Here is a 25064-nt window from a genome sequence, read left to right as displayed (position 1 = left end):
GCGCAGAACGGAGTACCCCAATGACACCTTTTGGCATCGTTTATACCCTGCATGTCCTGGCCGCCCTGGTCTGGGTCGGCGGCATGTTTTTCGCCTGGATGGTCCTTCGCCCTGCGGCGATGAAGGCGCTGGAAGGCCCTGCCCGGTTGAAGCTGTGGGTGGAAGTGTTTCAAGGTTTTTTCCGCTGGGTCTGGGTCGCGGTGGTGCTTTTGCCGATCAGCGGTGTGGGCATGATTCATTTGCAGTTCGCCGGGTTTGAAGCGGCACCGCGGTATGTGCAGGCGATGATGGGATTGTATGTGGTGATGACCGCGTTGTTTATCCGGATTCAGGCGTTGCTGCTGCCGGAACTGCGCACGGCGGTGGCGGCTGAGGATTGGCCGACGGGCGCGGCGACGCTGGGCAAGATTCGCCGGTTGGTGGGGATTAACCTGATGGTCGGGTTGGTGCTGGTGGCGATTGCTGCGGCTCGGCCGATGTTCTGAGCAATGCATAGTCTCTGTGGCGAGGGAGCTTGCTCACGCTCGGCTGCGTAGCAGTCGTAATCGATCACTGCGCACGTTCTGAAAGAACAGGGTCGCCGGCTTTGGGGCCGCTTCGCGACCCAGCGGGAGCAAGCTCCCTCGCCACAGGGGTTCTCGGTCGTTCTTACAACCGCTGAATGCTCACCGAGCCTGCCGCCCCGGCAGGCCCAGGCTGGCCATCGGCACCGGGGCGACCGCTCTTGCCGCCATCGGCTTTATAGACAATACAGCCCTTGGCCTTGCCGCCCGCCCCCGGTTTGCCACCCGGTCCGGCCGCGCCACCGACTCCGCCCGCCACCTCGACCTTGATCTGCTCCGCCGGATAGTCACGCGGCACTTCCAGTCGAACCAGCGCCCCCGGCGCACCGGGTTGGCCGTCGCTGCCGTCACTGCCATCGAAGCCGCGACCGGCCTGGCCCCAGGTGCAACCCGGTGCTTGGCCGTTGGCCCCGTCAAGACCGACAAAACCCGGGGCGCCCGCGCCACCGCGAGCGTCTACCGACAATTGCTGCGCCTTCAGCGCTTTGATCTGCAAATTCAGATTGCGCCCGGAGCGGGCAGCCTTGAGATAAGTCCCGGGGGCGCCCCGCGCGGTGATCTGGCTGCCTTCGGCCAACTCGGCCCGGCTGACCTTCAACGCCAGAGCCTGTTCGCTCGGCACAATGGCGATCCGCGCTTCGCGTCCCAGGTGCAGCTCGCCGACCGTCACTTCGGTCACGTTCGAGGGAATCAGCAAGGTGCCGTAATCGGCGACTTCCAGTCGTTCCAGTTGCAGGGAGCTGGCGGTGTTGGGCAAGCGCATCAGCGAGTTGGTTTCAACACTCACCACCTGAGCGCAGGCCAATGGGCTGATGAGTGCGGCGAGCAGACAGATTTTACGCATGGGAAGCCTTCGCAGTGGCCGGGGCCGGAATGGTTTGCAGGTGGAAAACGCCGAAAAAGACAATCTTCAGGCGATCACGCCAGGGGTGGGCTCGACCTTTGAGGCTGCGATTGCAGAACACCAGCTCCAGAAGATGAGCCAGCGCCAACAGGCTGCCAGCCAGATCGACCAACAGGTGCAGTGGACGAACAAACGGTATGAGCAGATTGACCAGCACCACCAACCAGAACAGCAGGGTCAACAACTTCCCCAGCCCCCAAAACACCTTCATACGCTCCCCCGTCGAGAATTATTATTTGCACGCACCATAACGGCTTACACGCGGGATAAGCCAGAGGGCAGCAGAAAATTCTTCCGAAAGGCATCGAATGGCCGCCGGATCAACCTTGATGGTCATCCGACGGCTCTATCACGGGCCTCTTGATCACGGAGCCTAGCGATTGATGTGCAACTCCACACGACGGTTTTTTGCCCGCCCTTCTTCCGTATCATTGTCAGCCACCGGCTGGGTTTCACCCCGTCCTTCGCTGGTGAGTTTGTTCGGCGCCAGCCCCCGGCTCAACAGGTAGGCCGCCACGCTACTGGCACGACGTTCCGACAGCTTCTGGTTATAGGCGTCCGAACCCTGACTGTCGGTATGGCCGACGACCTTGACGCTCACCACATCGGCACTCTGCAATTTGGGCATCAACGAATCCAGCTCGCTGCGTGCCTCGGGCGTCAGGTCGGATTTGTTGTACGCGAACAACACATTACTGCTCAGAGTGATGACTTCGGATACCGGCGGTTCAGCAGGTTTTACGCTGGCCGGATATTGCGGTAGCGGGCAACCGTGATGATCGACAGGTGTATTGGCAGGCGTATCGGGGCAACGATCGCGTCGATCGAAAACACCATCACCGTCCTCGTCGCCATCCTGGGCGTAACAGACCAAGCCACCGGTCAAGATACCGAGCGCCGCTCCACCTGCCGCCCAACCGCCACTTTCGATCGCGCCCAGACCGCCGCCAACCAGTCCGCCAATGACACTGCAGATCGGCCAGGTTCGTTGATTCAAGGGGGCGGTGCCATCGCTGTGAGTCGCGCAGCCAGTCAGAAGACTACCAAGCAGTAGAACCGGCAAGACGGTCCTTGTGAGAACGCTCATTGTGAATGCTCCTGTGTCACCGGCCCATACCGGTCACACAGGAGTAAAGACCCGCATCCGCGACTGCACAAGCCGCGGAATACAAGGGGGTTAGCGGTCGATTTTGATTTCCGTACGCCGGTTCAGCGCACGGCCTTCAGCGGTTTTGTTATCGGCCACCGGCTGGCTTTCACCGGCACCGGTCACAGACACGAAACTGCTGCGTGGCACGCCTTGGGAAATCAGGTACTCCACCACCGAATGGGCGCGTTTGTCCGACAGTTTCTGGTTGTATTTATCGCTGCCGACGCTGTCGGTATGACCGGTCACGGTCAACCGGGCGCTGGCGGGCTCCTGTTTCAGGCGCGTAGCAACGGTGTTGAGTACCTCTTTATCGGAAGGAGTGAGCTTGGACGAGTCGAACTGGAAGTGAACATCACGGATAACGATGACTTCTTCCTTGACCACCGCCTTCTCTTCGACCACCGGCGCAGGCGCGGGTGGAGGACAGCCGTCGGCATCGACTCGCACGCCTCTCGGTGTGTGAGGGCACTTGTCGCGGCTGTCCGGCACACCATCGCCGTCTTCGTCGCCATCGCCATGCACCCAGCAATAAGCCGCTGCCGTGCCGCCGACCAGCAGCGCGCCATACCCCGCCCATGAAGAGCTCTCTGTCGCACCGAGCCCTGCACCGACGACACCACCGACCGCCGCACAGGTCGGCCAGTCGGTTTTCTGCAAACCTGCGCAACCAGTTAACACACTGGTTAGCAGAACCAAAGGTAATGCTGTCCGAACTATGCTCATCTAGTTTTCTCCTGAGGGATCGGCTAATAACCGATTTCAAGGAGTAAAGACCGGACTTTTAATCTCCGCCAGCAATAGGCCATTGCTGTTTTGCCTTATGTTCACGGAAGATCGGCGCTTTTTTGCTTAAACACGCTCGACAAGACACGTTAATCTTGGCGTTCTGATTGAGGATCTTCGATGACTGCAAGTATTTCTTCGCGCACGCCCCAGCAGGCGTTGGCCGCATTGCTTGATCGTTACGCCCCGACGCGTCTGTTGCTGATTGGCGCCAGTGAGTTCCCCGCGCTCGAGGCATTCAAACTCGCGCACCCGGATAGCATCGTGGCTTTTGCCGCACCCGGAGCATTGCCGGCCGAACTGGCGGCGCAGCGGTTTGATCTGGCGCTGGTGGTCGATTGCCTCGAACACTTACCCAAGCGCGACGGCCTGAATCTGCTCGGCGGGATACGCAACCTCAATGCCAGTCGCATTGCGGTGTTGGCCGACTTGCCCGCCAGCGGTTGGCAGGAGACGGATTTTTTCTCCCTGGCCCTGCAAGCCAGCGAACGCTTCCAGCGCGACGATCAAGTGTTGACGTTGTTTACCTACGATCTGCTTGACTACAAACAGGTACCCGACTGGCTCAACTCACGCTTCTGGGCCAATCCGGAAAACTTCGGGAAATACTGGTGGTAACGCAATGAGTACATCCATTTGCCCTTGCGGCAGCGGCACGCTGCTCGATGCCTGCTGCGGTCATTACCATGCCGGCCATCCGGCCCCCAGCGCCGAAGTCCTGATGCGTTCGCGCTACAGCGCCTATGTGCTGGGGCTGGTCGACTATCTGGTGGCCACCACCCTGCCCGCGCAACAGGCCGGCCTGGATCGCCAGTCGATCAGCGACTGGAGCGCCCAGAGCACCTGGCTGGGCCTGGAAGTGGAAGGCGCCGAGGTCTTCGGCGGCCAGCCGGAGCACGCCTTCGTCACCTTCACCGCTCGCTGGCACGACGGCAGCGGCGAACACAGCCACCGCGAACGTTCGTCATTCGTGCAGAACGCCGGCCGCTGGTACTTCATCGACCCTACGGTGCCGCTCAAGGCCGGGCGCAACGATGCGTGCCCGTGCGCCAGCGGGCAGAAGTTCAAGAAGTGCTGCGCGAGTTATTTCGGCGCTTGAGGTGCCCCCTGTAGCAGCTGCCGAAAGCTGCGTTCGGCCGTAGCAGCTGCTACAGCGAGGCAGCTGCTACAAAGGGAGAAACACGACCATGATCACCGGACGATTCGCGCTCTATTTGTTCACTTTGCTGCTTCTGTTTTCAGGAGTCGGCGGCTGCGCCTCATGGTTCAGCAACGACTTGCCAGACCCGCAAGTGCATCTGGTCAAGGTCGAGGTGGTCCGGGCCAAGTTGCTGGAGCAGAAATTCCTGCTGCATTTTCGCGTCGACAACCCCAATGACGAAGACCTGACGGTGCGCGCCCTGGAATATCGCATTCATCTGGGGGACGTCCTGCTGACCGAAGGCGAGCACGAACATTGGTTCACCGTCGGCCCCAGGCACAGTGCCTACTTCAAGGTGCCGATCCGAACCAACCTGTGGCCCAGGGTTCGGGATGTGGTGAAACTGCTGAAAAAACCCGAGCAACCGATTCCCTATCGTCTGGAAGGCACACTTGAAACCGGTTTATTCATCGCGCACTACGTGCACCTGGCGCGCAATGGCGTGATAATCGCCGCCGATTTAATTCCGGAGTGACCCCGATGACCCAGCAACCCCACGTCCATGGCCCTGACTGCAACCACGATCATGACCATCACGACCACCATGATCACGACCATGGCCATGTCCACGGCCCAAACTGCGGCCACGCCCACCAGGAACCGGTGCGCAACGCCCTGAAAGACGTCGGTCGCAACGACCCTTGCCCCTGCGGCAACGGCAAGAAATTCAAGAAGTGCCACGGGGCTTGAGGATTCGGGCGAATAACTTCTTCGCCTGTTGAATCGCAAATCCCTGTAGGAGCGAGGCTTGCCCGCGAAAAGGGCGCCACGATCAATCAGAAAAACCGCGTCATCGTTCTTCGCGGGCAAGCCTCGCTCCTACAAGTTGATCTGCACCCCAAAAGTTGGACACCAATCCTAATTTTGGGGTCAGTTCAAGGTTTCAGTCGATCATGAGAATGCTCGCGGCGCTAACGACCGTCGCATATTCCCCATGCAGATTCCCCAGCGACATCGCATGCACTTCTTCAGCTGAATGGGCATTGCCGAAAAAGTCCGCCTTGTCGAAGGTAAAGCACGCATCCTCCACAACCCACGCCTCAAACCCCAGATTCCCAGCCGTTCGCGCCGTGGATTCCACCGAGTTGTGCGTCGCCACGCCAACGATGATCAACTGATCGATCCCCGCCTCGCGCAAACTCGCTTCCAGCCCGGTCGAGCAAAACGCATCCGGCACTTGTTTCTGTATCAGCCACTCACCGATCGATGGCTGGAAGCGCTCCTGAAACTCCACCCCCGATTGCTGCGGCCAGAACACCGAATCCACAGAGCGGGAAAGGTGCTGCACATGAATCACCGGCCGCCCGGTGCGACGCCAATGCCCCAATAACTCCAGGATGCGCTCTTCGGCCTGAGGGTTGTTTCGACGGCCCAACTTGGGATGCAGGATGCCTTTTTGTTGATCGATGATGATCAGCGCCGCGTTTGTCTTAAGTTCCATGCCGACTTTTCCCATGCGAGGCCATTGAATTTGCCGCACTTCAGCATCGCCTCTTGCTACCGGCAAGCCATCAAACGCAAACAGGACGACCTGATGCCGACGATCACCGAAAAGAAATAACCCAGCCGCCGCTTGCGCGTCCACCTCCTGCTCACTAACGTAGCGCCTTTGTCGCGTCACTACCCCCGCAGGAGCTTTGCCATGGCCTCGCCAGCCCTTACACATTTTCTTCCCCGGTTCGGCGTTGCCGCAGCAGTGGCCGGTGTTTTGAGCCTGACCGGTTGTCAGACATGGAACGCCCAGGACACCCTCCCGCCCACCTCCGGCGTGCAAGCGCTGAAGGGCCTGGCGCAAAACGTTTCGGTTCGCCGCAATGCCATGGGCATGCCGCTGATCGAGAGCAACAGCTTCCACGATGCGCTGTTCACCCTCGGCTACGTGCACGCCAGCGACCGCATCAGCCAAATGGTCACTCTGCGCCTGTTGGCCCAGGGCCGTCTGGCGGAAATGTCCGGCGCGGACCTGCTCGATGCCGACCGCTACATGCGTGCGGTCAACCTGAAGAAAAGCGCGGATGAGCTGTATAAGGCCTCGTCGCCACGCCTCAAGCGTTTCTTCGAAGTCTATGCCCGCGGGGTCAACGCCTACCTGTTCCGCTACCGCGACAAGCTGCCGGCGGACCTCGCGGCCACTGGCTACAAACCTGAATACTGGAAACCGGAAGATTCGGCGCTGATGTTCTGCCTGCTGAACTTCAGCCAGTCGGCGAACCTGCCGGAAGAAATTTCCTCGCTGATGCTGGCCCAGACTGTCAGCACCGACAAACTGGCGTGGCTGACCCCGTCCGCTCCCGACGAAAAACTGCCGGTGGCTGAAGCTGAAAAACTTCAGGGCATCAAACTCACCGGGCAAATCCCGGGGCTGAGCGAAATCAGCAAAGCCACTGGTCAACTGTCGGATCTGAATCTGCTGGGCGCTACCTCCTCGAACAACTGGGCGATCGCCCCGCAACGCAGCCGCAGCGGTAAGAGCCTGCTGGCCAGCGACAGCCATGGACCGCTGGGCGTCCCGTCGCTGTTCAGTTACGTGCAGATTCGCGCGCCGAAATACCAGGCCTCCGGCGTAACCATTGCCGGGTTACCGATGGTGCTCGCTGGTTTCAACGGCAAAGTGGCGTGGAGCATGACCTCGGTCATGGGCGACAACCAGGACGTGTTCCTGGAAAAAATCAAACGCCAGGGCAATGGCCTTTCCTACGAAGTGGGCGGCAAATGGCAGCCGGCGATCGTGCGCAACGAAACCTATTTCGTCAAAGGCCAGCGGCCGATTCGCGAAGCGGTGTACGAAACCCGCCATGGGCCACTGCTCAACAGCGCTCAGGGCACGGCGCTGGCGAATGGTTTCGGCCTGGCCCTGCAGGCGCCGGACTTCACCGATGACAAAACCCTGGACGCCTTTTTCGACCTGTCCCGGGCGCAGAGTACCGAGAGAGCGTCGGACGCTAGCCGTGAAATCCGCGCCATCGCCCTGAATCTGGTGTTTGCCGATGCCAGCAATATCGGCTGGCAAGTCACCGGTCGCTACCCGAACCGTCGCGAAGGCGAAGGCTTGCTGCCGTCGCCGGGCTGGGAAGGTCGCTACGACTGGGACGGTTACGCCGACCCGATGCTCCATCCGTATGACCAGGACCCGGCGCAGGGCTGGCTCGGCACCGCCAACCAGCGGGTCATTCCCCATGGCTACGGCATGCAGCTGTCCAATTCCTGGGCGGCGCCGGAGCGTGGCGAACGCATGGCCGAACTGGCGGGCGTGGGCAAACACGACACCCGCAGCCTGATCGCCATGCAATACGACCAGACCACCACCTTCGCCGCCAAGCTGAAGAAGATGTTTGAAGCGCCGGGCATGGCCCAGCCACTCAAGCAGGCCATCGAAGCGTTGCCGGTGGCCGATCGCGGCAAGGCTCGCGAGGCGTATACCCGCTTGATGGCCTTCGACGGCAAACTCAGCCCGACCTCCGCCGACGCGGCGATTTACGAGCTGTTCCTGCAGGAAAGTACCAAACAGATTTTCCTCGACGAACTGGGCCCGGAAAGCAGCCCGGCGTGGAAAGCCTTTATCGCCAACGGCAAATTATCCTACGCGGCCCAGGCCGATCACCTGCTTGGGCGTGAGGACAGTCCGTTCTGGGATGACGTGCGCACCGCGCAGAAGGAAGACAAACCGGCGATCCTGGCCCGTAGCCTGGCGGCTGCGATCAGCGCGGGTGACAGCCAGTTGGGCGGCGATCACAAAGCCTGGCAGTGGGGCAAACTGCACCGCTACGAGTGGAAAAACGCCAGCGGCCAGACCGTGCGCGGTCCGCTGGCGGCCGGCGGCGATCACACTACGCTCAACACCGCCTCGTTCGCCTGGGGTCAGGACTTCAACACCACGCAGGCCCCGGCCATGCGCTTTATTGTCGACTTCGGCCAGGCCGAACCGCTGATGGGCCAGAACGCTACCGGCCAATCCGGCAACCCGGCCAGCCCGCACTATCTCGACAGCGTCGATCCATGGCTCAAGGGTCAATACATGAGCCTGCCGATGCAGCCGCAGAACTTTGACAAGGTGTATGGCAAGACGCGGTTGACGCTGACGCCTGGCAAGTAACATCAAAAGATCGCAGCCTGCGGCAGCGCCTACAGGGGATTCGCACCCATCTGTAAGCGCTGCCGCAGGCTGCGATCTTTTGTTATTAATCTCTGTGAAAATAAATAGAACTTCTCGTTTCGGGCAAACCTCCTAGCTAACAGGCCTCTCCATTCTGGTAACAATATGGACCTTGTTATCGCACGTCCTGAAGGTTTGTACTGCCCGCCCGGGGATTTCTATATCGACCCGTGGCGCCCCGTCGAGCGCTCAGTCATCACCCACGCTCATAGCGACCATGCTCGCCGTGGCAACCAACACTATCTGGCGGCGGCACCGGGTGCGGGTATTCTGCGCGCGCAGCTGGGCCAGGACATCAACCTGCAAACGCTGCCCTATGGCGAGCCATTGCTGCACCATGGCGTAAAACTGAGTTTTCACCCCGCAGGCCACATGCTCGGCTCAGCCCAGGTGCGGCTGGAATGCGGCGGTGAGGTTTGGGTTGCCTCCGGTGATTACAAAACAGAGCCCGACGGCACCTGTGCACCGTTCGAACCGGTGCGCTGTCACACCTTCATCACAGAATCGACGTACGGCCTGCCAATTTACCGTTGGCAACCCCAGGCGCAGATCCTTGCCGAGATCAATCAGTGGTGGCAGTCCAACGCCGCAGTCGATAAAACCAGCGTGCTGCTCTGTCATGCTTTCGGCAAGGCTCAGCGGATTCTTCATGGCCTCGATGCCAGCCTGGGCCCCATCCTGGTGCATGGCGCGGTTGAACCGATCAATCAGTTTTATCGTCAGAGCGGCATTCATTTACCGCCGACGATTTATGCCAGCGAAGTAAAAAAGCAGGACCCGATGAGGCGCAAAGCTCTGGTCCTCGCGCCGCCAGCAACGGGTACCAGCAATTGGGTACGGCGCTTCGGCGACTACAGCGATGCCCTCGCCAGCGGTTGGATGCGTTTGCGCGGCACGCAGCGGCGGCATGGCGTGGATCGTGGTTTCGTGTTGTCCGATCACGCCGATTGGCCCGGCCTGCTCTGGGCCATCGAACAGTCCGGGGCCGAGCGGGTGAAGGTCACCCATGGATCGATCGGAGTGCTGGTACGGCATCTGCGCGAACAGGGCCTCGATGCCATGGGGTTGCGCACCGAATATGGCGACGACGAGAACAATGCAACCTTCGAACCCGAGAGCGCCGAGGTGCAGGCATGAAAGCCTTCGCCGAGCTGTATGCCGAACTCGATGCCACCACCTCAAGCGACGCCAAACTGGCGGCGATGCAGCATTACTTCGCCCAGGCCACGCCTGAAGATGCCGCCTGGGCGGTGTATTTGCTGGCCGGCGGGCGGCTTCGGCAATGGGTGCCGGTACGGGTGCTGCGCGACATGGCAATCGCGTGTTCCGGGCTCTCGCCCTGGTTGTTCGAGGAAAGCTACCAGGCGGTGGGTGATCTGGCGGAAACCATTTCGCTGGTGCTGCCCGAAACGCCTCACACGTCTACTGACAGACTGACGGTGTGGATTGAGGACAAACTGTTGCCACTGCGCAGCGCGCCCCCGCGGGTCCTCGCTGAACGCCTGCCCGCGCTGTGGGCGCAACTGGATCGCCAGGGCCTGATGCTGTGCATCAAACTGATCACCGGCAGTTTCCGTGTCGGTGTCTCCAAATCGCTGGTCACCCGCGCCGTGGCAGCAATGGCCGGGCTCGACGGCAAACGCGTGGCCCAGCGACTGGTGGGTTACACCGACCCGTCGCACCGCCCGAATGCCGCCAGTTACCTGAAGCTGATTGCCCCCGAAGCACCCGATGAACACGACCAACGGGGTGGCCAACCCTACCCGTTCTTCCTTGCCCATGCGTTGTCGCAACCGGTTGAGCAGTTCGAAGCGCTGCTCGGCCCGGCCAGCCAATGGCAAGTGGAGTGGAAATGGGACGGCATCCGCGCCCAAGTGGTCAAGCGCGATGGGCGCTTGTGGGTCTGGTCGCGAGGCGAAGAACTGGTGACCGAACGGTTCCCCGAACTGGGCAGCCTGATTCACGACTTGCCCGACGGCACGGTGATCGACGGTGAAATCGTCGCCTGGAAAACCGCGCCCTCGGGCTCTGGGAACGCTTGCGAGCGGCAATCGCCTGCGTCGCTGGCGGTGCAGCCTTTCGCCCTGCTGCAAAAACGCAGCAGCCGTCACACGCTGGACAAGAAAATCCTCGATGAGGTGCCCGTGGTCATTCAGGCCTTTGACCTGCTCGAATGGCAGGGCCAGGATTTGCGCAACCAGACTCAGGCCATGCGCCGCACTCAGTTGGAACACCTCGTCACCACCTGCGCAAACCCGGTGTTACTTGCCTCGCCCATGTTGATCGGCGAAGACTGGTTCGACCTCGCCCGCCAACGGGAAGCCTCTCGCAAACTGAAGGTCGAAGGCATGATGCTCAAGGCCCGCGATGCGCAGTATGGCGTCGGGCGGAACAAAGACACGGGCGTGTGGTGGAAATGGAAAGTCGACCCCTTCAGTGTCGATGCGGTGCTGATCCATGCGCAGCAGGGTCATGGCCGCCAGGCCAGTCTCTACACTGATTACACTTTCGCCGTTTGGGACGGCCCACCCTGTGCCTGCGAGCGGACACTGGTGCCTTTCGCCAAGGCCTACTCCGGGTTGACCAACGAAGAAATCCGCCAGATCGACAGCCTCGTGCGCAAGACCACGGTGGAAAAGTCCGGATCTGTGATCCGTGTGAAACCAAGCCTGGTGTTTGAGCTGGGATTCGAGAGCATTGCCCCGTCGAAACGGCACCCGAGCGGGATTGCAGTGCGGTTTCCCCGGATATTGCGTTGGCGGCAGGACAAGTCGGTGGAAGAAGCTAACAGCCTGGCGACGTTGCGGGATTTACTGGCTTGACCCGACTCTTGTGGCCCTGCCTTTGTAGCAGCTGGCGAAGCCTGCGTTCGGCGGCGCAGCCGTCGTGCATCCAGCTGATGCGGTCCGCCTGACGCACCGCAAGTTCTGATTTTGCGACTGCTGCGCAGCCGAACGCAGCCTCGCAGGCTCGACAGCTGCTACACAAATAGCATCAAGATTTAATGGGTATCAGCTTCCCTGTGCACCATCCAGACGCAAGAATCTGGCAGCGCCCGTTTTCGTGCACAAATCGCGCTTTGCCATTTCCTGTGCCACCTTTTAAAACGCTTGTTCGGGACTCTGGTTCGGAAATTGCTACTTTTAATAGGTCTTACGCTTTTCAGTAACAGTACTTCTGCGCCACAAGCGCTCATATTGGTTCTTAGGGATTGAATAATGAAAAAAGCATTGCTGACCCTTTCTGCACTGGCGTTGTGCATGGCTGCCGGCTCCGCGCTGGCAAAGGAATACAAAGAATTGCGTTTTGGTGTTGACCCTTCCTATGCGCCGTTCGAATCCAAGGCAGCCGACGGCAGCCTGGTGGGCTTCGACATCGACCTGGGCAATGCAATCTGCGCCGAGCTGAAGGTCAAGTGCAAATGGGTCGAAAGCGATTTCGACGGCATGATTCCAGGCCTCAAGGCCAATAAATTCGACGGTGTGATCTCTTCGATGACCGTCACGCCGGCTCGCGAAAAAGTCATCGACTTCTCCAGTGAGCTGTTCTCCGGCCCTACCGCCTACGTGTTCAAGAAGGGCTCCGGCCTCACCACTGACGTCGCCACGCTGAAGGGTAAAACCGTCGGTTACGAGCAAGGCACCATTCAGGAGGCCTATGCCAAAGCCGTGCTGGACAAGGCCGGCGTGAAAACCCAGGCCTACGCCAACCAGGATCAGGTGTATTCCGACCTGACTTCCGGTCGTCTCGACGCCGCGATCCAGGACATGCTGCAAGCCGAACTGGGCTTCCTGAAGTCGCCAAAAGGCGCCGATTACGAAGTCAGCAAGCCTGTCGACAGCGAATTGCTGCCAGCCAAAACTGCTGTCGGTATCTCGAAAGGTAACAAAGACCTCAAGGCACTTCTGGACAAAGGTATCAAAGCGTTACACGACGATGGCACCTACGCCACCATTCAGAAGAAACACTTTGGCGATCTGAATCTGTACAGCGGCAAGTAATGCCCGGCGCCCATCTCGCGATGGGCGCTTTTTTCACCCGATCAGGTTGCTGATTTATGTTTGAAAACCTATTACAAAACCTGGGGCTCTCAGCCTTCAGCCTTCAGGGCTTCGGTCCGTTGCTGTTGGAAGGCACTTGGATGACCATCAAATTATCGGTGTTGTCGCTGTTGGTGGCCGTGTTGCTCGGCCTGCTGGGCGCCAGTGCCAAGCTGTCAAAAGTCAAACTGCTGCGCGTGCCGGCGCAGATCTACACCACGCTGATTCGCGGGGTACCAGACCTGGTGCTGATGCTGCTGATCTTCTACAGCCTGCAAACCTGGCTGACCTCGTTAACCGACCTCATGGAATGGGAATACATCGAGATCAACCCGTTCAGCGCCGGGGTCATCACCCTGGGCTTCATTTATGGCGCGTACTTCACCGAAACGTTCCGCGGGGCGATCCTCGCCGTGCCACGGGGCCAGGTCGAAGCCGCCACCGCCTATGGCCTCAAACGTGGCCAGCGTTTCCGTTTCGTGGTGTTCCCGCAAATGATGCGCTTCGCCCTGCCGGGCATCGGCAACAACTGGATGGTGATGCTCAAGGCCACCGCGCTGGTCTCGATCATCGGCTTGGCCGACCTGGTCAAGGCGGCGCAGGACGCCGGTAAAAGCACCTATCAACTGTTCTATTTCCTGGTGCTGGCCGCATTGATCTACTTGCTGATCACCAGTGCCTCCAACGTCGTCCTGCGCTGGCTCGAACGCCGCTACGCCGCCGGTGCCCGGGAGGCCGTACGATGATCGAACTCTTGCAGGAATACTGGAAACCCTTCCTTTATACCGACGGCTACAACATCACCGGCCTGGCCATGACCATGTGGCTGCTCAGTGCGTCGATCTTCATCGGCTTTCTGGTGTCGATCCCGCTGTCCATCGCCCGGGTTTCCCCCAAGCTCTACCTACGCTGGCCGGTGCAGTTCTACACCTATCTGTTTCGGGGTACGCCGCTCTATATTCAGCTGCTGATCTGTTACACCGGCATCTACAGTCTGGCGGCCGTGCGCGCGCAGCCCGTCCTTGATGCGTTCTTTCGCGATGCGATGAACTGCACCATCCTCGCCTTCGCCCTGAACACCTGCGCCTACACCACGGAGATCTTCGCCGGTGCGATTCGCAGCATGAACCACGGTGAAGTCGAAGCGGCCAAAGCCTACGGGCTGACCGGCTGGAAGCTGTACACCTACGTGATCATGCCGTCGGCGCTGCGTCGCTCGTTGCCTTACTACAGCAACGAAGTGATCCTGATGCTGCACTCGACCACCGTGGCGTTCACCGCGACCATCCCGGATGTCCTGAAAGTCGCGCGCGACGCCAACTCGGCGACCTTCCTGACCTTCCAGTCGTTCGGCATCGCCGCGCTGATCTACCTGACCGTTACCTTTGCGCTGGTCGGCCTGTTCCGCCTCGCCGAACGCCGATGGCTGGCCTTCCTCGGGCCGACTCACTAGGACAATTCGTACATGCGCCACCAGATTCATGACCTGCTGGCCCCACTGCCGGGGACCGTGCGACAGATCCACAGCTTTCACTTCGGCCCCCAGGCGGCCAAAGGCAAGATCTACATCCAGTCCTCCCTGCACGCCGATGAACTGCCCGGCATGCTGGTGGCCTGGCACCTCAAACAGCGTCTGGCGGAGCTGGAAGCCGCCGGTCGGCTGCGCAGCGAAATCGTGCTGGTGCCCGTGGCCAACCCGGTCGGCCTGGAACAAGTGTTGATGGACGTTCCATTGGGCCGTTACGAGCTGGAAAGCGGGCAGAACTTCAATCGCTGGTTCGTCGACTTGAGTGAAGAAGTCGGCAACGAGATCGAAGGCTTGCTGGGCGACAATCCACAACGCAACCTCGAACTGATCCGCAGCAGCCTGCGCGACGTATTGGCGCGCCATACCGCCAGCACGCAACTGCAATCCCAACGCCTGACCCTGCAACGACTGGCTTGCGATGCGGACATGGTGCTGGACCTGCATTGCGATTTCGAAGCCGTGGCACACCTCTACACCACGCCCGAAGCCTGGCCTCAGGTCGAGCCGCTGGCGCGTTACATCGGTGCCGAAGCCAGCCTGTTGGCCACCGACTCTGGTGGCCAGTCATTCGATGAATGCTTCACCCTGCTCTGGTGGCAGTTGAAAGAACGCTTCGGCGAGCATTTCGATATTCCGCTGGGCAGCTTTTCGGTCACCGTCGAATTGCGCGGTCAGGGCGACGTTAATCACCCGTTGGCCAGCCTCGACTGCCAAGCGCTGATCGATTATCTGATTCACTTCGGCGCGATTGCCGGTGAGCCGGCGCCCTTACCGGAACTGCCCTACCCGGCCACGCCGCTGGCCGGCGTCGAACCGGTCGCGACACCCGTGGGCGGACTGCTGGTGTTTACAGTCCTGCCCGGGGAATACCTGGAGGCCGGGCAACTGATCGCCGAAGTCATCGACCCGATCAATGATCGCGTCACCCCTGTTCATTGCACCGTCGCCGGGCTGATGTACGCCCGTTCGCTGCGGCGCATGGCCACTGCCGGCATGGTAATCGCCCACGTCGCGGGCACCGAAGCCTATCGCAGCGGCTATCTACTTTCGCCTTGAGGATGCATGCCCCATGTACAAACTGACCATCGAAGGCCTGCATAAAAGCTATGGCGATCATCAGGTGCTCAAAGGCGTTTCGCTCAAGGCCAAAACCGGCGACGTTATCAGCCTGATCGGCGCCAGCGGCTCGGGCAAAAGCACCTTTTTGCGCTGCATCAACTTTCTAGAGCAACCCAACGACGGCACCATGAGCATGGACGGCCAGAACATCCGCATGGCCAAGGACCGTCACGGCATCCATGTGGCCGACCCCGATGAGCTGCAACGGATCCGCACCCGCCTGGCCATGGTGTTCCAGCACTTCAACCTGTGGAGCCACATGACGGTGCTGGAAAACATCACCATGGCCCCGCGGCGGGTGCTCGGTTGCACCAAGGCAGAAGCCGAGGACCGCGCCCGACGTTACCTCGACAAGGTTGGCCTGGCGCCGCGTGTGGCGGATCAGTACCCGGCGTTCCTGTCGGGCGGTCAGCAACAACGGGTAGCCATTGCCCGTGCGCTGGCCATGGAACCTGAAGTCATGCTGTTCGACGAACCAACCTCAGCACTCGACCCGGAACTGGTGGGCGAAGTGCTCAAGGTAATTCAGGGCCTGGCCGAGGAAGGCCGGACCATGATCATGGTCACCCATGAAATGAGCTTCGCCCGCAAAGTGTCGAGCCAGGTGCTGTTCCTGCATCAGGGGCTGGTGGAAGAAGAAGGCGCGCCGGAAGACGTGCTGGGCAATCCGAAGAGTGAGCGGTTGAAGCAGTTCTTGAGCGGCAACCTCAAGTAAAACGCCACCTTCCCGTGGGAGCGAGCGATGCTCGCGCCCACAAAAGCGGGTATCAGACCACAGGTGCGGGAGGTGGCTCATCCGGCAGGGTGGGCTCTCCGGGTTCTGTCGGATCTTCATTGGGGGTGTCGGGATCAGGCTGATGGGGGATGCCCCCTGCCATGCTGACTGGCGGATGCGCCAACAAGGACCAGGCCAGCACACCAACCTGATTGGGCTCGAGCCTTGCCAGTTCGGCACTTATTCGCGGATCGATCTTCATGAAGCACTCCTGAGCGATGGCCCGATCCGCCTTGCGCGAATCGGAGCAGTACACCCCATAGAGTGTACGCCCGCCCAGGAATTCCAACGGTTTGTCAGACGGTTGACTCAGGTACGCGGCAGGGTCACGCCGCGCTGGCCCTGATACTTGCCACCACGGTCCTTGTAGGACACTTCACATTCCTCGTCGGACTCGAGGAACAGCATCTGCGCCACGCCTTCGTTGGCGTAGATCTTCGCCGGCAGGTTGGTGGTGTTCGAGAACTCCAGGGTCACATGGCCTTCCCACTCGGGCTCGAGCGGAGTCACGTTGACGATGATGCCGCAGCGGGCGTAGGTGCTCTTGCCCAGACAGATGGTCAATACGTTGCGCGGAATGCGGAAGTATTCGACGGTACTGGCCAGGGCGAAAGAGTTTGGTGGGATGATGCACACGTCGCTGTGGATGTCGACGAAGCTGCCAGCGTCGAAGTTTTTCGGATCGACGATGGCCGAATTGATGTTGGTGAACACCTTGAAATGATTGGTGCAACGCACATCGTAGCCGTAGCTCGACACACCATAGGAGATCACACGACTGTCGTCACTACCGCGCACCTGACGTTCCACGAAAGGCTCGATCATGCCGTGCTCTTGCGCCATGCGGCGAATCCACTTGTCCGATTTGATGCTCATGGCGGGTGTCCTGAATAGCGAGGCGGAAAAATTCTGTCCGGCATCTTACCGGGCAGGCGCTCCGGGTTCAAAGTCTGGGAGACAATTCTCGCCGTTCCCCCGTGAATTCCGGGGCCTCACCGCCATGTTATTAACCGTCAGTCATTAAAAAAGAGAAACCTTCGCAAGAACCATTGGCACGTTCCGGAAAAAGGGTTAAGGTGGCGCCACTGTGCTGCTTGTGTCACTGAGAATCTCTACACGATATGTTGAATTTCGATCCAACCATCTACAAGAATTTTTCCTGCTCTTTGCACTCAGTCTCGGCCAGGGTTCTTCCTGAGTCGCAGTTATCTTTGTTCAAGGAGTTACACCATGTCTAATCGCCAAACCGGTACCGTTAAGTGGTTCAACGATGAAAAAGGCTTCGGCTTCATCACTCCACAATCCGGTGACGACCTGTTCGTTCACTTCAAAGCTATCCAATCCGACGGCTTCAAAAGCCTGAAAGAAGGCCAACAGGTTTCTTTCATCGCTACCCGCGGTCAGAAAGGCATGCAAGCTGAAGAAGTTCAAGTTATCTAACTTGTACTTGCTTTAGTAAAAGGCCCCGCCCTTAAAAGCGGGGCTTTTTTGTGCCTGTGTGTTTTGTGAGGCAACAAAAAATCGCACCCTTCGGCGGCACCCACAAGTGTGGAGCTGCCGAAGACTGCGATCTTTTGATCTTCCAGCGTGTTACCAGGCCACGCCAAACCCTGCGGTATATCGGGTCTTGCTCAGGTCAGCCTCATCGCTACCACTGATAATGTCTCTCTCAGCCTTCAGATTCAGCGATGCCCAATCAGTGACTTTGTAGCGCAGACCGACCTCGGCATCGAGGGCGTAATCCGCGACACCCGACAAAGGCTTACCCACCTCACCCTTGGTGAAGAACTCAACCTTCTTGCCGACCAGATAACGGTTGTAGTCCCACTTCATCGCCAAGGAATAGAAATTTTCCTTGCGGCCATTGGAATACTCATAATCGGTGTTATTCAAGAGCGACCCTAGAGAGAAGGCGCCCAGTTCGTCATCCCAGAACTGATAACCGGGGCCGGTACCGATGGTGCGCTGCCGGGACAGCTCTTCGACCTTGTCGCGCTTGTAATTCAAACGACCTTGCCAGAACCACTTATCGGTAAGGAATCGGTCCAGAGAATACTCGGCACGCCAGTTATCAGTGGTAACGACGCTATCCTGGAACTCGCGGTTGTACTCACCTTCCGCCGTATGACGCCACCGACCATGACGCGCGCTGGTTTTGAAGCCGACATCATAATCATCGGTATCTTTTTCGGCCCGCCGATAATCCAGGGCCATGTCGACATTACCCTTCCACACCAAATCCTCGACCACCGGCTTGGGCTTGAGCATCTGCTGAATGCTGGCCAACTCCACAGTCTTGGGGCCATCGCCGTTGGCCAGGATGACCTTGCCGTCCTCCGCCGCATGCAGCGACTTGGCCTTCTCGCCAGTGTAAGCATCCTGTTTGACCAACATTTGCTGATCGCTTTCCAGGGTTTTGACCTCTTTCCAGTCAATCGGAACCGCACCGGCATACGGGGTCTGGATCAACAGCTTGCCGCCATCGAAGAGCGTAATCTTGCCGCTCAGCTTGTCACCGTTCTTCAACCAGACCGTATCGGCGAGCAAGGGAGTGGATGCACTGACGACAGCGAGGCACAGCAAGGTTCTGGGCAACATAAGCGAATCAAAAGCTCAACTTTGCGAAAAAAAATCGGCATTATTCTTGGAAATAAGGCCCTGGCAAGGACTGACCCGGCTATTTCTATTGAGTTCATTTCTCAACTGACAATCCAGGATTTACCCTACAGACGGTCAATGCGTATTTTTTTCAGGAACCCGGACGTGACCGACTCAACCGCTGAAACCGAAAGCGCAGCGCAAATCCGACGCACGGCGCTCTACCTGACCCTGGCACAAGTGCCCGAGGGCAAAGTCGTGAGTTACGGTCAGCTCGCCGAGCTGGCGGGACTGGGTCGCGCCGCCCGCTGGGTCGGGCGAACATTGAGCCAACTGCCCGGTGACACTAAATTGCCCTGGCATCGCGTGCTGGGTGCCGGCGGTCGGATCAGCCTGCCTGCAGGCAGCCCTTCAGGGGATGAACAGCGGGCCCGATTGCGCATGGAAGGCATCAGTGTTCTGAACAATCGTGTTGATATTCAGCGCCATGGCTGGCGCCCGGTAGAGCACAGCGGTTAGAGTGCGCGCTTTGTTTCCGTAATTCTTGAGGCAGACTCCAGCCCATGCCCCGTAAAACCTGGCGCGCCGCGCTCGCCGCCTATGCCAGCCCCTCGACGCTCGTGCTGTTGCTGCTTGGTTTCGCCGCCGGCCTGCCCTACATGCTGGTGTTTTCGACGCTTTCAGTCTGGCTGCGCGAGGCCGGTGTTGCCCGCGAAACCATCGGCTATGCAAGCCTGATCGGCCTGGCCTACGCCTTTAAATGGGTCTGGTCCCCGCTGCTCGACCAGTGGCGCCTACCCCTGCTCGGCAAGCTGGGCCGACGACGCTCCTGGCTGGTGCTGGCCCAGGCACTGGTGATCCTCGGCCTGATCGGCATGGGTTTCTGCGACCCGCAAAAACACCTGTCCTGGCTGATCGCCATCGCTGTGGTAGTCGCCTTTGCTTCGGCAACGCAAGACATTGCCATCGACGCCTATCGCCTGGAAATCGTCGACGATACCCGCCAGGCTGCACTGGCGGCCAGCTACATGGCCGGTTATCGGGTCGCGGCCCTGCTGGCAACGGCGGGCGCGCTGTTTTTTGCCGAAGGCTTCGGCTCCACCGGTTTCAACTACAAACATGCGGCGTGGACTGGCACCTATCTGCTGTTCGGCATCTTGATGATCCCGGCGCTGCTGACCTCCCTCTTCATGCGCGAACCGCCGGTGCCACTGCGCACTCAGCTTCAGGCCGGACGCTACAGCTTCGTGCACCAGCTGGCGTCGGTGTTCGTGCTGATCGTACTGCTGGTGTCCGTACCGGCCATGTTCACCCAGTTCTACAACACCGACTTCGCCAGCGTGCTATTCAACGGCGTCAGCCTGCTCGACCTGTTGCTCGAAGACCGCGCATTCCTGCGGGCAATCCTCTATACCACGCTCACCGCCCTGTGCTTGTCGGCCATGGGCCGCCGTGGCCTGGCGCCGGTGCTGACGCCGGTCAACGACTTCATTCTGCGTTACCGCTGGCAAGCCCTGCTGCTGCTTGGGCTGATCGCCACCTACCGGATGTCCGATACGGTCATGGGCGTGATGGCCAACGTGTTCTACATCGACCAAGGGTTCACCAAGGATCAGATTGCCAGTGTCAGCAAGATTTTCGGCCTGATCATGACATTGGTCGGCGCCGGTATGGGCGGCCTGCTCATCGTGCGCTTCGGCATTCTGCCCATTCTGTTCATCGGCGGTGCCGCATCGGCGGCCACTAACCTGCTGTTCCTGATGCTCACGGACATGGGCGCCAATCTGCGGATGCTGATCGTCACCATTTCCCTGGACAACTTCAGCTCGGGCCTGGCGACTTCGGCGTTCGTCGCTTACCTGTCGAGCCTGACCAACCTCAAATTCTCCGCGACCCAGTACGCCCTGCTCAGCTCGATCATGCTCTTGTTGCCTCGCCTGATCGGCGGCTATTCAGGGGTCATGGTGGAAAAATTCGGCTACCACAACTTCTTCCTGATCACTGCCCTGCTGGGCGTTCCGACGCTGCTGTTGATCGCCTTGCACTGGTTCCAGGAAAACCGCCGTGCCGGTCCGACCCCGACACCTGAACCGGCTCAGACCCCGGTCACGGAAGAATCGCAGCCTCTTTGATACAGGTCGCAGGGGGCGAGCAGATTCTCGCCCTCCAGCCACACAGCCGGCCGCACGCCTGTACGCCAGCAGATCTCGCCCGTACAATGCCCCATTACTTCTCGTTATCAGCAACCGACAACGGCCAACCATGCGCACCAGTCAATTTTTGCTCGCCACACAGAAAGAAACGCCTTCCGACGCGGTCGTCATCAGCCATCAGCTGATGCTGCGCGCCGGCATGATCCGCAAACTCGCCTCGGGCCTGTACACCTGGCTGCCGATGGGCTTGCGAGTGATGCGCAAGGTCGAAGCCATCGTGCGTGAAGAAATGAACGCCGCCGGTTCTCTCGAAGTGTTGATGCCGAGCACTCAACCGGCTGAGCTATGGCAGGAATCGGGTCGCTGGGAAGAATACGGCCCTGAATTGCTGCGCTTCAAGGATCGCCACGGTCGCGACTTCTGCGCCGGCCCGACTCACGAAGAGGTCATCACCGACCTGATGCGCAACGAGTTGAGCAGCTACAAACAGCTGCCGATCAACCTGTATCAGATCCAGACCAAGTTCCGTGACGAAATCCGCCCGCGCTTCGGTTTGATGCGTGGCCGCGAATTCATCATGAAGGACGCCTACTCGTTCCACGCCGACCAGGCATCGCTGCAGGTCACCTACGACCGCATGCACCAGGCGTACTGCAACGTGTTCACCCGCCTGGGCCTGAAATTCCGTCCGGTTGAAGCCGACAACGGCTCCATCGGTGGCGCCGGTTCCCACGAGTTCCACGTACTGGCCGAGTCCGGCGAAGACGACATCGTCTTCAGCAACGGTTCCGACTACGCCGCGAACATCGAGAAAGCCGAAGCCGTACCGCGGGAAACCTCTCGTCCACTGCCTACCGAAGAGCTGCGTCTGGTCGACACGCCGAACGCCAAGACCATTGCGCAACTGGTCGAAGGCTTCAACCTGCCGATCGAAAAAACCATCAAGACCCTGGTGGTGCACGCTGAAGAGAAAGGCAAGCTGATTGCCCTGATCATCCGTGGCGACCACGAACTGAACGAAATCAAGGCCGCCAACCAGCCTGGCGTTGCCAGCCCGCTGGTCATGGCTTCCGAAGCCGAACTGCGCGACGCCATTGGCGCCGGCGCCGGTTCCCTCGGCCCGCTGAACCTGCCGCTGCCGATCATCATCGACCGTTCCGTCGAACTGATGAGCGACTTCGGCATCGGTGCCAACATCGACGACAAGCACTACTTTGGCGTGAACTGGGAGCGCGATCTGCCGGTTCCGACCGTTGCCGACCTGCGCAACGTTGTCTCCGGCGACCCAAGCCCTGACGGCAAAGGCACGTTGGAAATCAAGCGCGGCATCGAAGTCGGGCACATCTTCCAGCTGGGCAACAAGTACAGCAAAGCGATGAAGTGCGAAGTGCTGGGCGAGAACGGCAAACCGGTCACCCTGGAAATGGGCTGCTACGGCATTGGTGTATCCCGCGTAGTAGCTGCCGCCATCGAACAGAACAACGACGAGAACGGGATCATCTGGAGCGACGCTCTGGCCCCGTTCCAGATTGCTCTGGTACCGCTGCGCTACGAAACCGAACAGGTTCGCGAAGCCACCGACAAGCTTTACGCAGAACTGACTGCCGCCGGCTTCGACGTGCTGCTGGACGACCGCGACAAGAAAACCAGCCCGGGCATCAAGTTCGCGGACATGGAGCTGATCGGCATTCCACACCGGATCGTGGTCAGTGACCGCGGCCTAGCCGACGGCAATCTGGAATACAAGAGCCGTACCGAAGCCGAGGCGCAAGCGCTGCCGGTTGCTGACGTGCTGTCTTTCCTCCAGGCCCGCATCCGCCGCTGACACCAGATAGAGACGTCATGTTCAAGCGAAACACCTTAGGCCTCGGTGGTGCCGCCCTGTGCGGCACCCTGCTGGTCAGCGGCTGTGCCAATCACATGTCACAACGCAGCGAGCACGAGGAGCGGGTCGAGCGTAAGTTGCTCGATCACAGCCTGCAGATCGATGTCGGCGAGCCCAAAGTGCTGGAGCTGCCGCAACGCCGGGTGAAAATCCACGAGCAGAAGACCTTCGAAGTCACCGAGTTCGAAGTCACACGCCACTATGACCGCTACACGCCTTACCAACCCTGGAGGGAGATCTATGAGATCCCACTGGGGGCGGTGGCCGTAGTGGCCGGCATCGGTGCGAACGTGGTCAACGTGTTCGCCCTCGGTAATCTGCCGGACAGCGTGACGAAGGATTGGCTCAGCTATGGTTTTGCCGGGCTCAACCCGTTCATGAACGTGCAGTCTCACGGTCGCGCGCAGCAGAACCTGGCGGGCATCGACGAAGTCCAGCGTGACAAGCGCACGGAATACTCGAGTCTGCCCTGGAGCGAGCGTCCGGTGCAGGTGAAGGCCGGCAAGGACACGTTCGAGTTGAGCACCGACCGCAACGGTGTGTTGCGCCTGAACCTGCTGGACAGCCCGTTCGCCGAACATGACCTCAATCATCTGGGCAAGCTGCAGATCAGTGTCGAGGACAACAAGGACGATGTGCACACCAACTCGTCACTGGCGATCAGTAACAACTTGCGCGGCAAGCTGCTCGAAGCCCATGGGCTGATTTACGACGATCTCGAAGACGACGAGGTGAGCCAGTGGGTGCACCGGGTCAAGCGCCTGTCGGAACTGGGTCTGGAAGAAGAGGCCAGCGAATTGGAACAGAGCCTGATCGAACTGACCCGCAACGATCCCGAGTTGCAGGCTGAGTTTCTCAAGTCACTGACCAAGGATGCCGGGCGACTGGTGGCGGATCCGGGGCCGAATTAAGGCCTATTAAAAGATCGCAGCCTTCGGCGGCTCCTACATTGGATGGAGTACACCCTGCAGGAGCTGCCGAAGGCTGCGATCTTTTGATTTTAAAATCTCACCGCTCAAACAACTCCAACTGCTCAAACCCGCCCCGCAAATCCTCCAGCCTCACCCCAATCCCCAACAACCGCACCGGTTTCCCACCGCGATTGAAGGCCTGGGTCAACAACAGCTGATAACTCCCCAGATCCCGCCCTGCCCCGGCCTGCTCCAACGTAGTCTGGGTAAAATCGTGGAATTTCACTTTGACGAACGGTTTGCCCGGGCGATAGCTGCTGTCGATCCGCGCCATTCGGCCATTCAGGGACTCCAGCAGCTCCGGCAATTTATCCAGACAACTCACCAGATCCGGCAGGTCCACGTCATAGGTGTTTTCAACGCTGATCGACTGCCGACGACTGTCGTTGTGCACCAACCGCTCATCGATCCCACGGGCCAGGCTCCAGAGTCGCTCGCCGAAGCTGCCGAATTCACGCACCAGCGCCAATTTGTTCCACTCGCGTAATTGCGCGCAATCGATGATGCCGAGCTTGCCCAGTTTGTCAGCGGTCACTTTGCCAACACCATGCAGTTTGCTCACCGGCAAGCCGCTGACAAAGTCGTCCACCTGATCAGGCGTGATCACAAATAGGCCATTGGGCTTCTTCCAGTCGCTGGCGATCTTGGCAAGAAACTTGTTCGGCGCCACACCGGCCGACACGGTGATGTGCAACTGATTGGACACCCGGCGACGAATATCCTGGGCGATTCGCGTGGCGCTGCCACCAAAATGCGCACTCTCCGACACGTCGAGGTAAGCCTCGTCCAGGGAAAGCGGCTCGATCAGGTCGGTATAATCGCGAAAGATCGTATGTATTTCCTTCGACGCTTCTCTATAGGCCTCCATGCGCGGCTTGACGATGGTCAGGTCCGGACACAGTTTCAAGGCATGTCCGGAAGACATGGCCGAGCGCACGCCATACGCCCGAGCTTCATAGTTACAGGTAGCAATCACCCCACGCCGATCCGCCGAGCCGCCCACCGCCAAAGGCTTACCGGCCAGGCGCGGGTCGTCACGCATCTCGATGGCGGCATAGAAGCAATCACAATCGACGTGGATGATTTTTCGCTGCGTCATATAAAAGCGGTGTTCATGGCGAAGAAATGAAGTATCGGCGTGTCGTACCGGCAGTATCTCACTGACACCTGTATATAGCACCAGTAGTCTGAATCTTCTTTTCAAGCGGTAGGAAAAGTACCGGAGGAATTTATTTTCTCAA

27 protein-coding genes are annotated in these 25064 nt (G+C 59.6%); 18 read left to right on the top strand and 9 right to left on the bottom strand.

The window, feature by feature from the left end; genetic code table 11:
- Positions 1–20: 20 nt before the first annotated feature.
- Positions 21–485, top strand: coding sequence for a CopD family protein (locus ACEN8R_RS01765; protein ID WP_018926917.1), 465 nt, complete (start codon positions 21–23; stop codon positions 483–485).
- A gap of 163 nt (positions 486–648) precedes the next feature.
- On the opposite strand, the gene ACEN8R_RS01760 is transcribed toward ACEN8R_RS01765, so the two are convergent.
- The 4 genes from ACEN8R_RS01760 to ACEN8R_RS01745 form a co-directional block, all read right to left on the bottom strand.
- Positions 649–1407 carry a collagen-like triple helix repeat-containing protein gene (locus ACEN8R_RS01760; protein WP_495624551.1) on the bottom strand — a complete coding sequence of 253 codons (759 nt, stop codon included), beginning with the start codon at positions 1405–1407 and terminating at the stop codon, positions 649–651.
- The gene (locus ACEN8R_RS01755) at positions 1400–1678 is read right to left on the bottom strand and encodes a DUF1145 domain-containing protein (protein WP_018926919.1); all 279 of its coding nucleotides are present in this window, start codon (positions 1676–1678) and stop codon (positions 1400–1402) included. The genes ACEN8R_RS01760 and ACEN8R_RS01755 overlap by 8 nt, the downstream gene beginning before the upstream one ends.
- 162 nt (positions 1679–1840) lie before the next feature.
- Positions 1841–2554, bottom strand: coding sequence for a PA1041 family peptidoglycan-binding anchor lipoprotein (locus ACEN8R_RS01750; RefSeq protein ID WP_028939242.1), 714 nt, complete (start codon positions 2552–2554; stop codon positions 1841–1843).
- 90 nt (positions 2555–2644) lie between these two features.
- Positions 2645–3340, bottom strand: a complete 696-nt coding sequence (locus tag ACEN8R_RS01745; protein WP_026286483.1) for a PA1041 family peptidoglycan-binding anchor lipoprotein — start codon at positions 3338–3340, stop codon at positions 2645–2647.
- A gap of 180 nt (positions 3341–3520) precedes the next feature.
- On the opposite strand from ACEN8R_RS01745, the gene ACEN8R_RS01740 reads away from it, so the two are divergent.
- The 4 genes from ACEN8R_RS01740 (at position 3521) to ACEN8R_RS01725 (ending at position 5291) form a co-directional block, all read left to right on the top strand.
- The gene (locus ACEN8R_RS01740; protein WP_018926922.1) at positions 3521–4018 is read left to right on the top strand and encodes a DUF6231 family protein; all 498 of its coding nucleotides are present in this window, start codon (positions 3521–3523) and stop codon (positions 4016–4018) included.
- A gap of 4 nt (positions 4019–4022) precedes the next feature.
- Positions 4023–4499, top strand: a complete 477-nt coding sequence (locus tag ACEN8R_RS01735) for a YchJ family protein (RefSeq protein ID WP_018926923.1) — start codon at positions 4023–4025, stop codon at positions 4497–4499.
- Between the two features lie 88 nt (positions 4500–4587).
- On the top strand, positions 4588–5076 hold the full coding sequence (locus ACEN8R_RS01730) for an LEA/WHy family protein (RefSeq protein ID WP_495624550.1): 489 nt from the start codon (positions 4588–4590) through the stop codon (positions 5074–5076).
- Positions 5077–5081: 5 nt separating this feature from the next.
- Positions 5082–5291 carry an SEC-C metal-binding domain-containing protein gene (locus ACEN8R_RS01725; protein ID WP_007906737.1) on the top strand — a complete coding sequence of 70 codons (210 nt, stop codon included), beginning with the start codon at positions 5082–5084 and terminating at the stop codon, positions 5289–5291.
- Positions 5292–5484: 193 nt separating this feature from the next.
- Here the strand turns inward: ACEN8R_RS01725 and ACEN8R_RS01720 are convergent, their stop codons facing one another.
- A complete protein-coding gene (locus ACEN8R_RS01720) occupies positions 5485–6042 on the bottom strand; it encodes a cysteine hydrolase family protein (RefSeq protein WP_258671006.1) in 558 nt (185 codons plus the stop codon).
- A gap of 201 nt (positions 6043–6243) precedes the next feature.
- On the opposite strand from ACEN8R_RS01720, the gene ACEN8R_RS01715 reads away from it, so the two are divergent.
- The 8 genes from ACEN8R_RS01715 to ACEN8R_RS01680 all read left to right on the top strand — a co-directional run bounded on the left by ACEN8R_RS01715 (position 6244) and on the right by ACEN8R_RS01680 (position 16156).
- Positions 6244–8694: a penicillin acylase family protein gene (locus ACEN8R_RS01715; protein ID WP_018926927.1), complete on the top strand. Its 2451-nt coding sequence runs from the start codon at positions 6244–6246 to the stop codon at positions 8692–8694.
- 165 nt (positions 8695–8859) lie between these two features.
- Complete coding sequence (locus tag ACEN8R_RS01710; RefSeq protein ID WP_495624549.1) at positions 8860–9891, top strand: ligase-associated DNA damage response exonuclease; 1032 nt, start codon at positions 8860–8862, stop codon at positions 9889–9891.
- Positions 9888–11576: an ATP-dependent DNA ligase gene (locus tag ACEN8R_RS01705; protein ID WP_495624548.1), complete on the top strand. Its 1689-nt coding sequence runs from the start codon at positions 9888–9890 to the stop codon at positions 11574–11576. Before ACEN8R_RS01710 ends, ACEN8R_RS01705 begins: the two co-directional genes overlap by 4 nt.
- 396 nt (positions 11577–11972) lie before the next feature.
- The gene (locus tag ACEN8R_RS01700; protein ID WP_018926930.1) at positions 11973–12755 is read left to right on the top strand and encodes a transporter substrate-binding domain-containing protein; all 783 of its coding nucleotides are present in this window, start codon (positions 11973–11975) and stop codon (positions 12753–12755) included.
- A gap of 56 nt (positions 12756–12811) precedes the next feature.
- On the top strand, positions 12812–13540 hold the full coding sequence (locus ACEN8R_RS01695) for an ABC transporter permease (protein ID WP_018926931.1): 729 nt from the start codon (positions 12812–12814) through the stop codon (positions 13538–13540).
- Entirely contained in the window at positions 13537–14247 is a 711-nt protein-coding gene (locus tag ACEN8R_RS01690) for an ABC transporter permease (RefSeq protein WP_018926932.1), read from the top strand. Before ACEN8R_RS01695 ends, ACEN8R_RS01690 begins: the two co-directional genes overlap by 4 nt.
- A 12-nt stretch (positions 14248–14259) precedes the next feature.
- A complete protein-coding gene (locus tag ACEN8R_RS01685; protein ID WP_064619966.1) occupies positions 14260–15378 on the top strand; it encodes a succinylglutamate desuccinylase/aspartoacylase family protein in 1119 nt (372 codons plus the stop codon).
- Positions 15379–15391: 13 nt separating this feature from the next.
- Positions 15392–16156, top strand: a complete 765-nt coding sequence (locus tag ACEN8R_RS01680) for an ABC transporter ATP-binding protein (RefSeq protein WP_018926934.1) — start codon at positions 15392–15394, stop codon at positions 16154–16156.
- A gap of 52 nt (positions 16157–16208) precedes the next feature.
- Here ACEN8R_RS01680 and ACEN8R_RS01675 read toward each other — a convergent pair whose 3' ends face one another.
- A complete protein-coding gene (locus tag ACEN8R_RS01675; protein WP_019580966.1) occupies positions 16209–16418 on the bottom strand; it encodes a hypothetical protein in 210 nt (69 codons plus the stop codon).
- Positions 16419–16525: 107 nt separating this feature from the next.
- Positions 16526–17092: a dCTP deaminase gene (gene dcd, locus ACEN8R_RS01670; protein WP_007904652.1), complete on the bottom strand. Its 567-nt coding sequence runs from the start codon at positions 17090–17092 to the stop codon at positions 16526–16528.
- A gap of 354 nt (positions 17093–17446) precedes the next feature.
- On the opposite strand from dcd, the gene ACEN8R_RS01665 reads away from it, so the two are divergent.
- Entirely contained in the window at positions 17447–17656 is a 210-nt protein-coding gene (locus ACEN8R_RS01665; protein ID WP_002554837.1) for a cold-shock protein, read from the top strand.
- A 150-nt stretch (positions 17657–17806) separates the two neighbouring features.
- Here the strand turns inward: ACEN8R_RS01665 and ACEN8R_RS01660 are convergent, their stop codons facing one another.
- Positions 17807–18814: a DUF481 domain-containing protein gene (locus ACEN8R_RS01660; protein WP_018926937.1), complete on the bottom strand. Its 1008-nt coding sequence runs from the start codon at positions 18812–18814 to the stop codon at positions 17807–17809.
- Positions 18815–18952: 138 nt separating this feature from the next.
- Between ACEN8R_RS01660 and ACEN8R_RS01655 the strand changes: the two genes are divergently transcribed.
- The 4 genes from ACEN8R_RS01655 (at position 18953) to ACEN8R_RS01640 (ending at position 23763) form a co-directional block, all read left to right on the top strand.
- Positions 18953–19333, top strand: a complete 381-nt coding sequence (locus tag ACEN8R_RS01655) for an MGMT family protein (RefSeq protein WP_219731186.1) — start codon at positions 18953–18955, stop codon at positions 19331–19333.
- Positions 19334–19377: 44 nt separating this feature from the next.
- Positions 19378–20946, top strand: coding sequence for an AmpG family muropeptide MFS transporter (locus ACEN8R_RS01650; RefSeq protein WP_495624547.1), 1569 nt, complete (start codon positions 19378–19380; stop codon positions 20944–20946).
- 130 nt (positions 20947–21076) lie between these two features.
- Entirely contained in the window at positions 21077–22792 is a 1716-nt protein-coding gene (locus ACEN8R_RS01645; protein ID WP_495624546.1) for a proline--tRNA ligase, read from the top strand.
- Positions 22793–22809: 17 nt separating this feature from the next.
- Positions 22810–23763 (top strand): hypothetical protein, encoded by a 954-nt coding sequence (locus tag ACEN8R_RS01640; RefSeq protein WP_258612619.1) that lies wholly within the window; start codon positions 22810–22812, stop codon positions 23761–23763.
- A gap of 97 nt (positions 23764–23860) precedes the next feature.
- Here the strand turns inward: ACEN8R_RS01640 and dinB are convergent, their stop codons facing one another.
- On the bottom strand, positions 23861–24922 hold the full coding sequence (gene dinB / locus ACEN8R_RS01635; protein ID WP_018926942.1) for a DNA polymerase IV: 1062 nt from the start codon (positions 24920–24922) through the stop codon (positions 23861–23863).
- Positions 24923–25064: the final 142 nt, after the last annotated feature.

The sequence above is a fragment of the Pseudomonas sp. Pseusp15 genome (assembly GCF_059492165.1).
Note: the sequence above shows the minus strand (reverse complement) of the source record. Positions and strands in the feature narration are given on the sequence as shown.

Excerpts from the sequence above, each read along its gene's own strand:
- ACEN8R_RS01765 (WP_018926917.1), top strand. The coding sequence starts at position 21 with ATGACACCTTTTGGCATCGTTTATACCCTGCATGTCCTGGCCGCCCTG.
- ACEN8R_RS01760 (WP_495624551.1), bottom strand. The coding sequence starts at position 1,407 with ATGCGTAAAATCTGTCTGCTCGCCGCACTCATCAGCCCATTGGCCTGC.
- ACEN8R_RS01755 (WP_018926919.1), bottom strand. The coding sequence starts at position 1,678 with ATGAAGGTGTTTTGGGGGCTGGGGAAGTTGTTGACCCTGCTGTTCTGG.
- ACEN8R_RS01750 (WP_028939242.1), bottom strand. The coding sequence starts at position 2,554 with ATGAGCGTTCTCACAAGGACCGTCTTGCCGGTTCTACTGCTTGGTAGT.
- ACEN8R_RS01745 (WP_026286483.1), bottom strand. The coding sequence starts at position 3,340 with ATGAGCATAGTTCGGACAGCATTACCTTTGGTTCTGCTAACCAGTGTG.
- ACEN8R_RS01740 (WP_018926922.1), top strand. The coding sequence starts at position 3,521 with ATGACTGCAAGTATTTCTTCGCGCACGCCCCAGCAGGCGTTGGCCGCA.
- ACEN8R_RS01735 (WP_018926923.1), top strand. The coding sequence starts at position 4,023 with ATGAGTACATCCATTTGCCCTTGCGGCAGCGGCACGCTGCTCGATGCC.
- ACEN8R_RS01730 (WP_495624550.1), top strand. The coding sequence starts at position 4,588 with ATGATCACCGGACGATTCGCGCTCTATTTGTTCACTTTGCTGCTTCTG.
- ACEN8R_RS01725 (WP_007906737.1), top strand. The coding sequence starts at position 5,082 with ATGACCCAGCAACCCCACGTCCATGGCCCTGACTGCAACCACGATCAT.
- ACEN8R_RS01720 (WP_258671006.1), bottom strand. The coding sequence starts at position 6,042 with ATGGAACTTAAGACAAACGCGGCGCTGATCATCATCGATCAACAAAAA.
- ACEN8R_RS01715 (WP_018926927.1), top strand. The coding sequence starts at position 6,244 with ATGGCCTCGCCAGCCCTTACACATTTTCTTCCCCGGTTCGGCGTTGCC.
- ACEN8R_RS01710 (WP_495624549.1), top strand. The coding sequence starts at position 8,860 with ATGGACCTTGTTATCGCACGTCCTGAAGGTTTGTACTGCCCGCCCGGG.
- ACEN8R_RS01705 (WP_495624548.1), top strand. The coding sequence starts at position 9,888 with ATGAAAGCCTTCGCCGAGCTGTATGCCGAACTCGATGCCACCACCTCA.
- ACEN8R_RS01700 (WP_018926930.1), top strand. The coding sequence starts at position 11,973 with ATGAAAAAAGCATTGCTGACCCTTTCTGCACTGGCGTTGTGCATGGCT.
- ACEN8R_RS01695 (WP_018926931.1), top strand. The coding sequence starts at position 12,812 with ATGTTTGAAAACCTATTACAAAACCTGGGGCTCTCAGCCTTCAGCCTT.
- ACEN8R_RS01690 (WP_018926932.1), top strand. The coding sequence starts at position 13,537 with ATGATCGAACTCTTGCAGGAATACTGGAAACCCTTCCTTTATACCGAC.
- ACEN8R_RS01685 (WP_064619966.1), top strand. The coding sequence starts at position 14,260 with ATGCGCCACCAGATTCATGACCTGCTGGCCCCACTGCCGGGGACCGTG.
- ACEN8R_RS01680 (WP_018926934.1), top strand. The coding sequence starts at position 15,392 with ATGTACAAACTGACCATCGAAGGCCTGCATAAAAGCTATGGCGATCAT.
- ACEN8R_RS01675 (WP_019580966.1), bottom strand. The coding sequence starts at position 16,418 with ATGAAGATCGATCCGCGAATAAGTGCCGAACTGGCAAGGCTCGAGCCC.
- dcd (WP_007904652.1), bottom strand. The coding sequence starts at position 17,092 with ATGAGCATCAAATCGGACAAGTGGATTCGCCGCATGGCGCAAGAGCAC.
- ACEN8R_RS01665 (WP_002554837.1), top strand. The coding sequence starts at position 17,447 with ATGTCTAATCGCCAAACCGGTACCGTTAAGTGGTTCAACGATGAAAAA.
- ACEN8R_RS01660 (WP_018926937.1), bottom strand. The coding sequence starts at position 18,814 with ATGTTGCCCAGAACCTTGCTGTGCCTCGCTGTCGTCAGTGCATCCACT.
- ACEN8R_RS01655 (WP_219731186.1), top strand. The coding sequence starts at position 18,953 with ATGCGTATTTTTTTCAGGAACCCGGACGTGACCGACTCAACCGCTGAA.
- ACEN8R_RS01650 (WP_495624547.1), top strand. The coding sequence starts at position 19,378 with ATGCCCCGTAAAACCTGGCGCGCCGCGCTCGCCGCCTATGCCAGCCCC.
- ACEN8R_RS01645 (WP_495624546.1), top strand. The coding sequence starts at position 21,077 with ATGCGCACCAGTCAATTTTTGCTCGCCACACAGAAAGAAACGCCTTCC.
- ACEN8R_RS01640 (WP_258612619.1), top strand. The coding sequence starts at position 22,810 with ATGTTCAAGCGAAACACCTTAGGCCTCGGTGGTGCCGCCCTGTGCGGC.
- dinB (WP_018926942.1), bottom strand. The coding sequence starts at position 24,922 with ATGACGCAGCGAAAAATCATCCACGTCGATTGTGATTGCTTCTATGCC.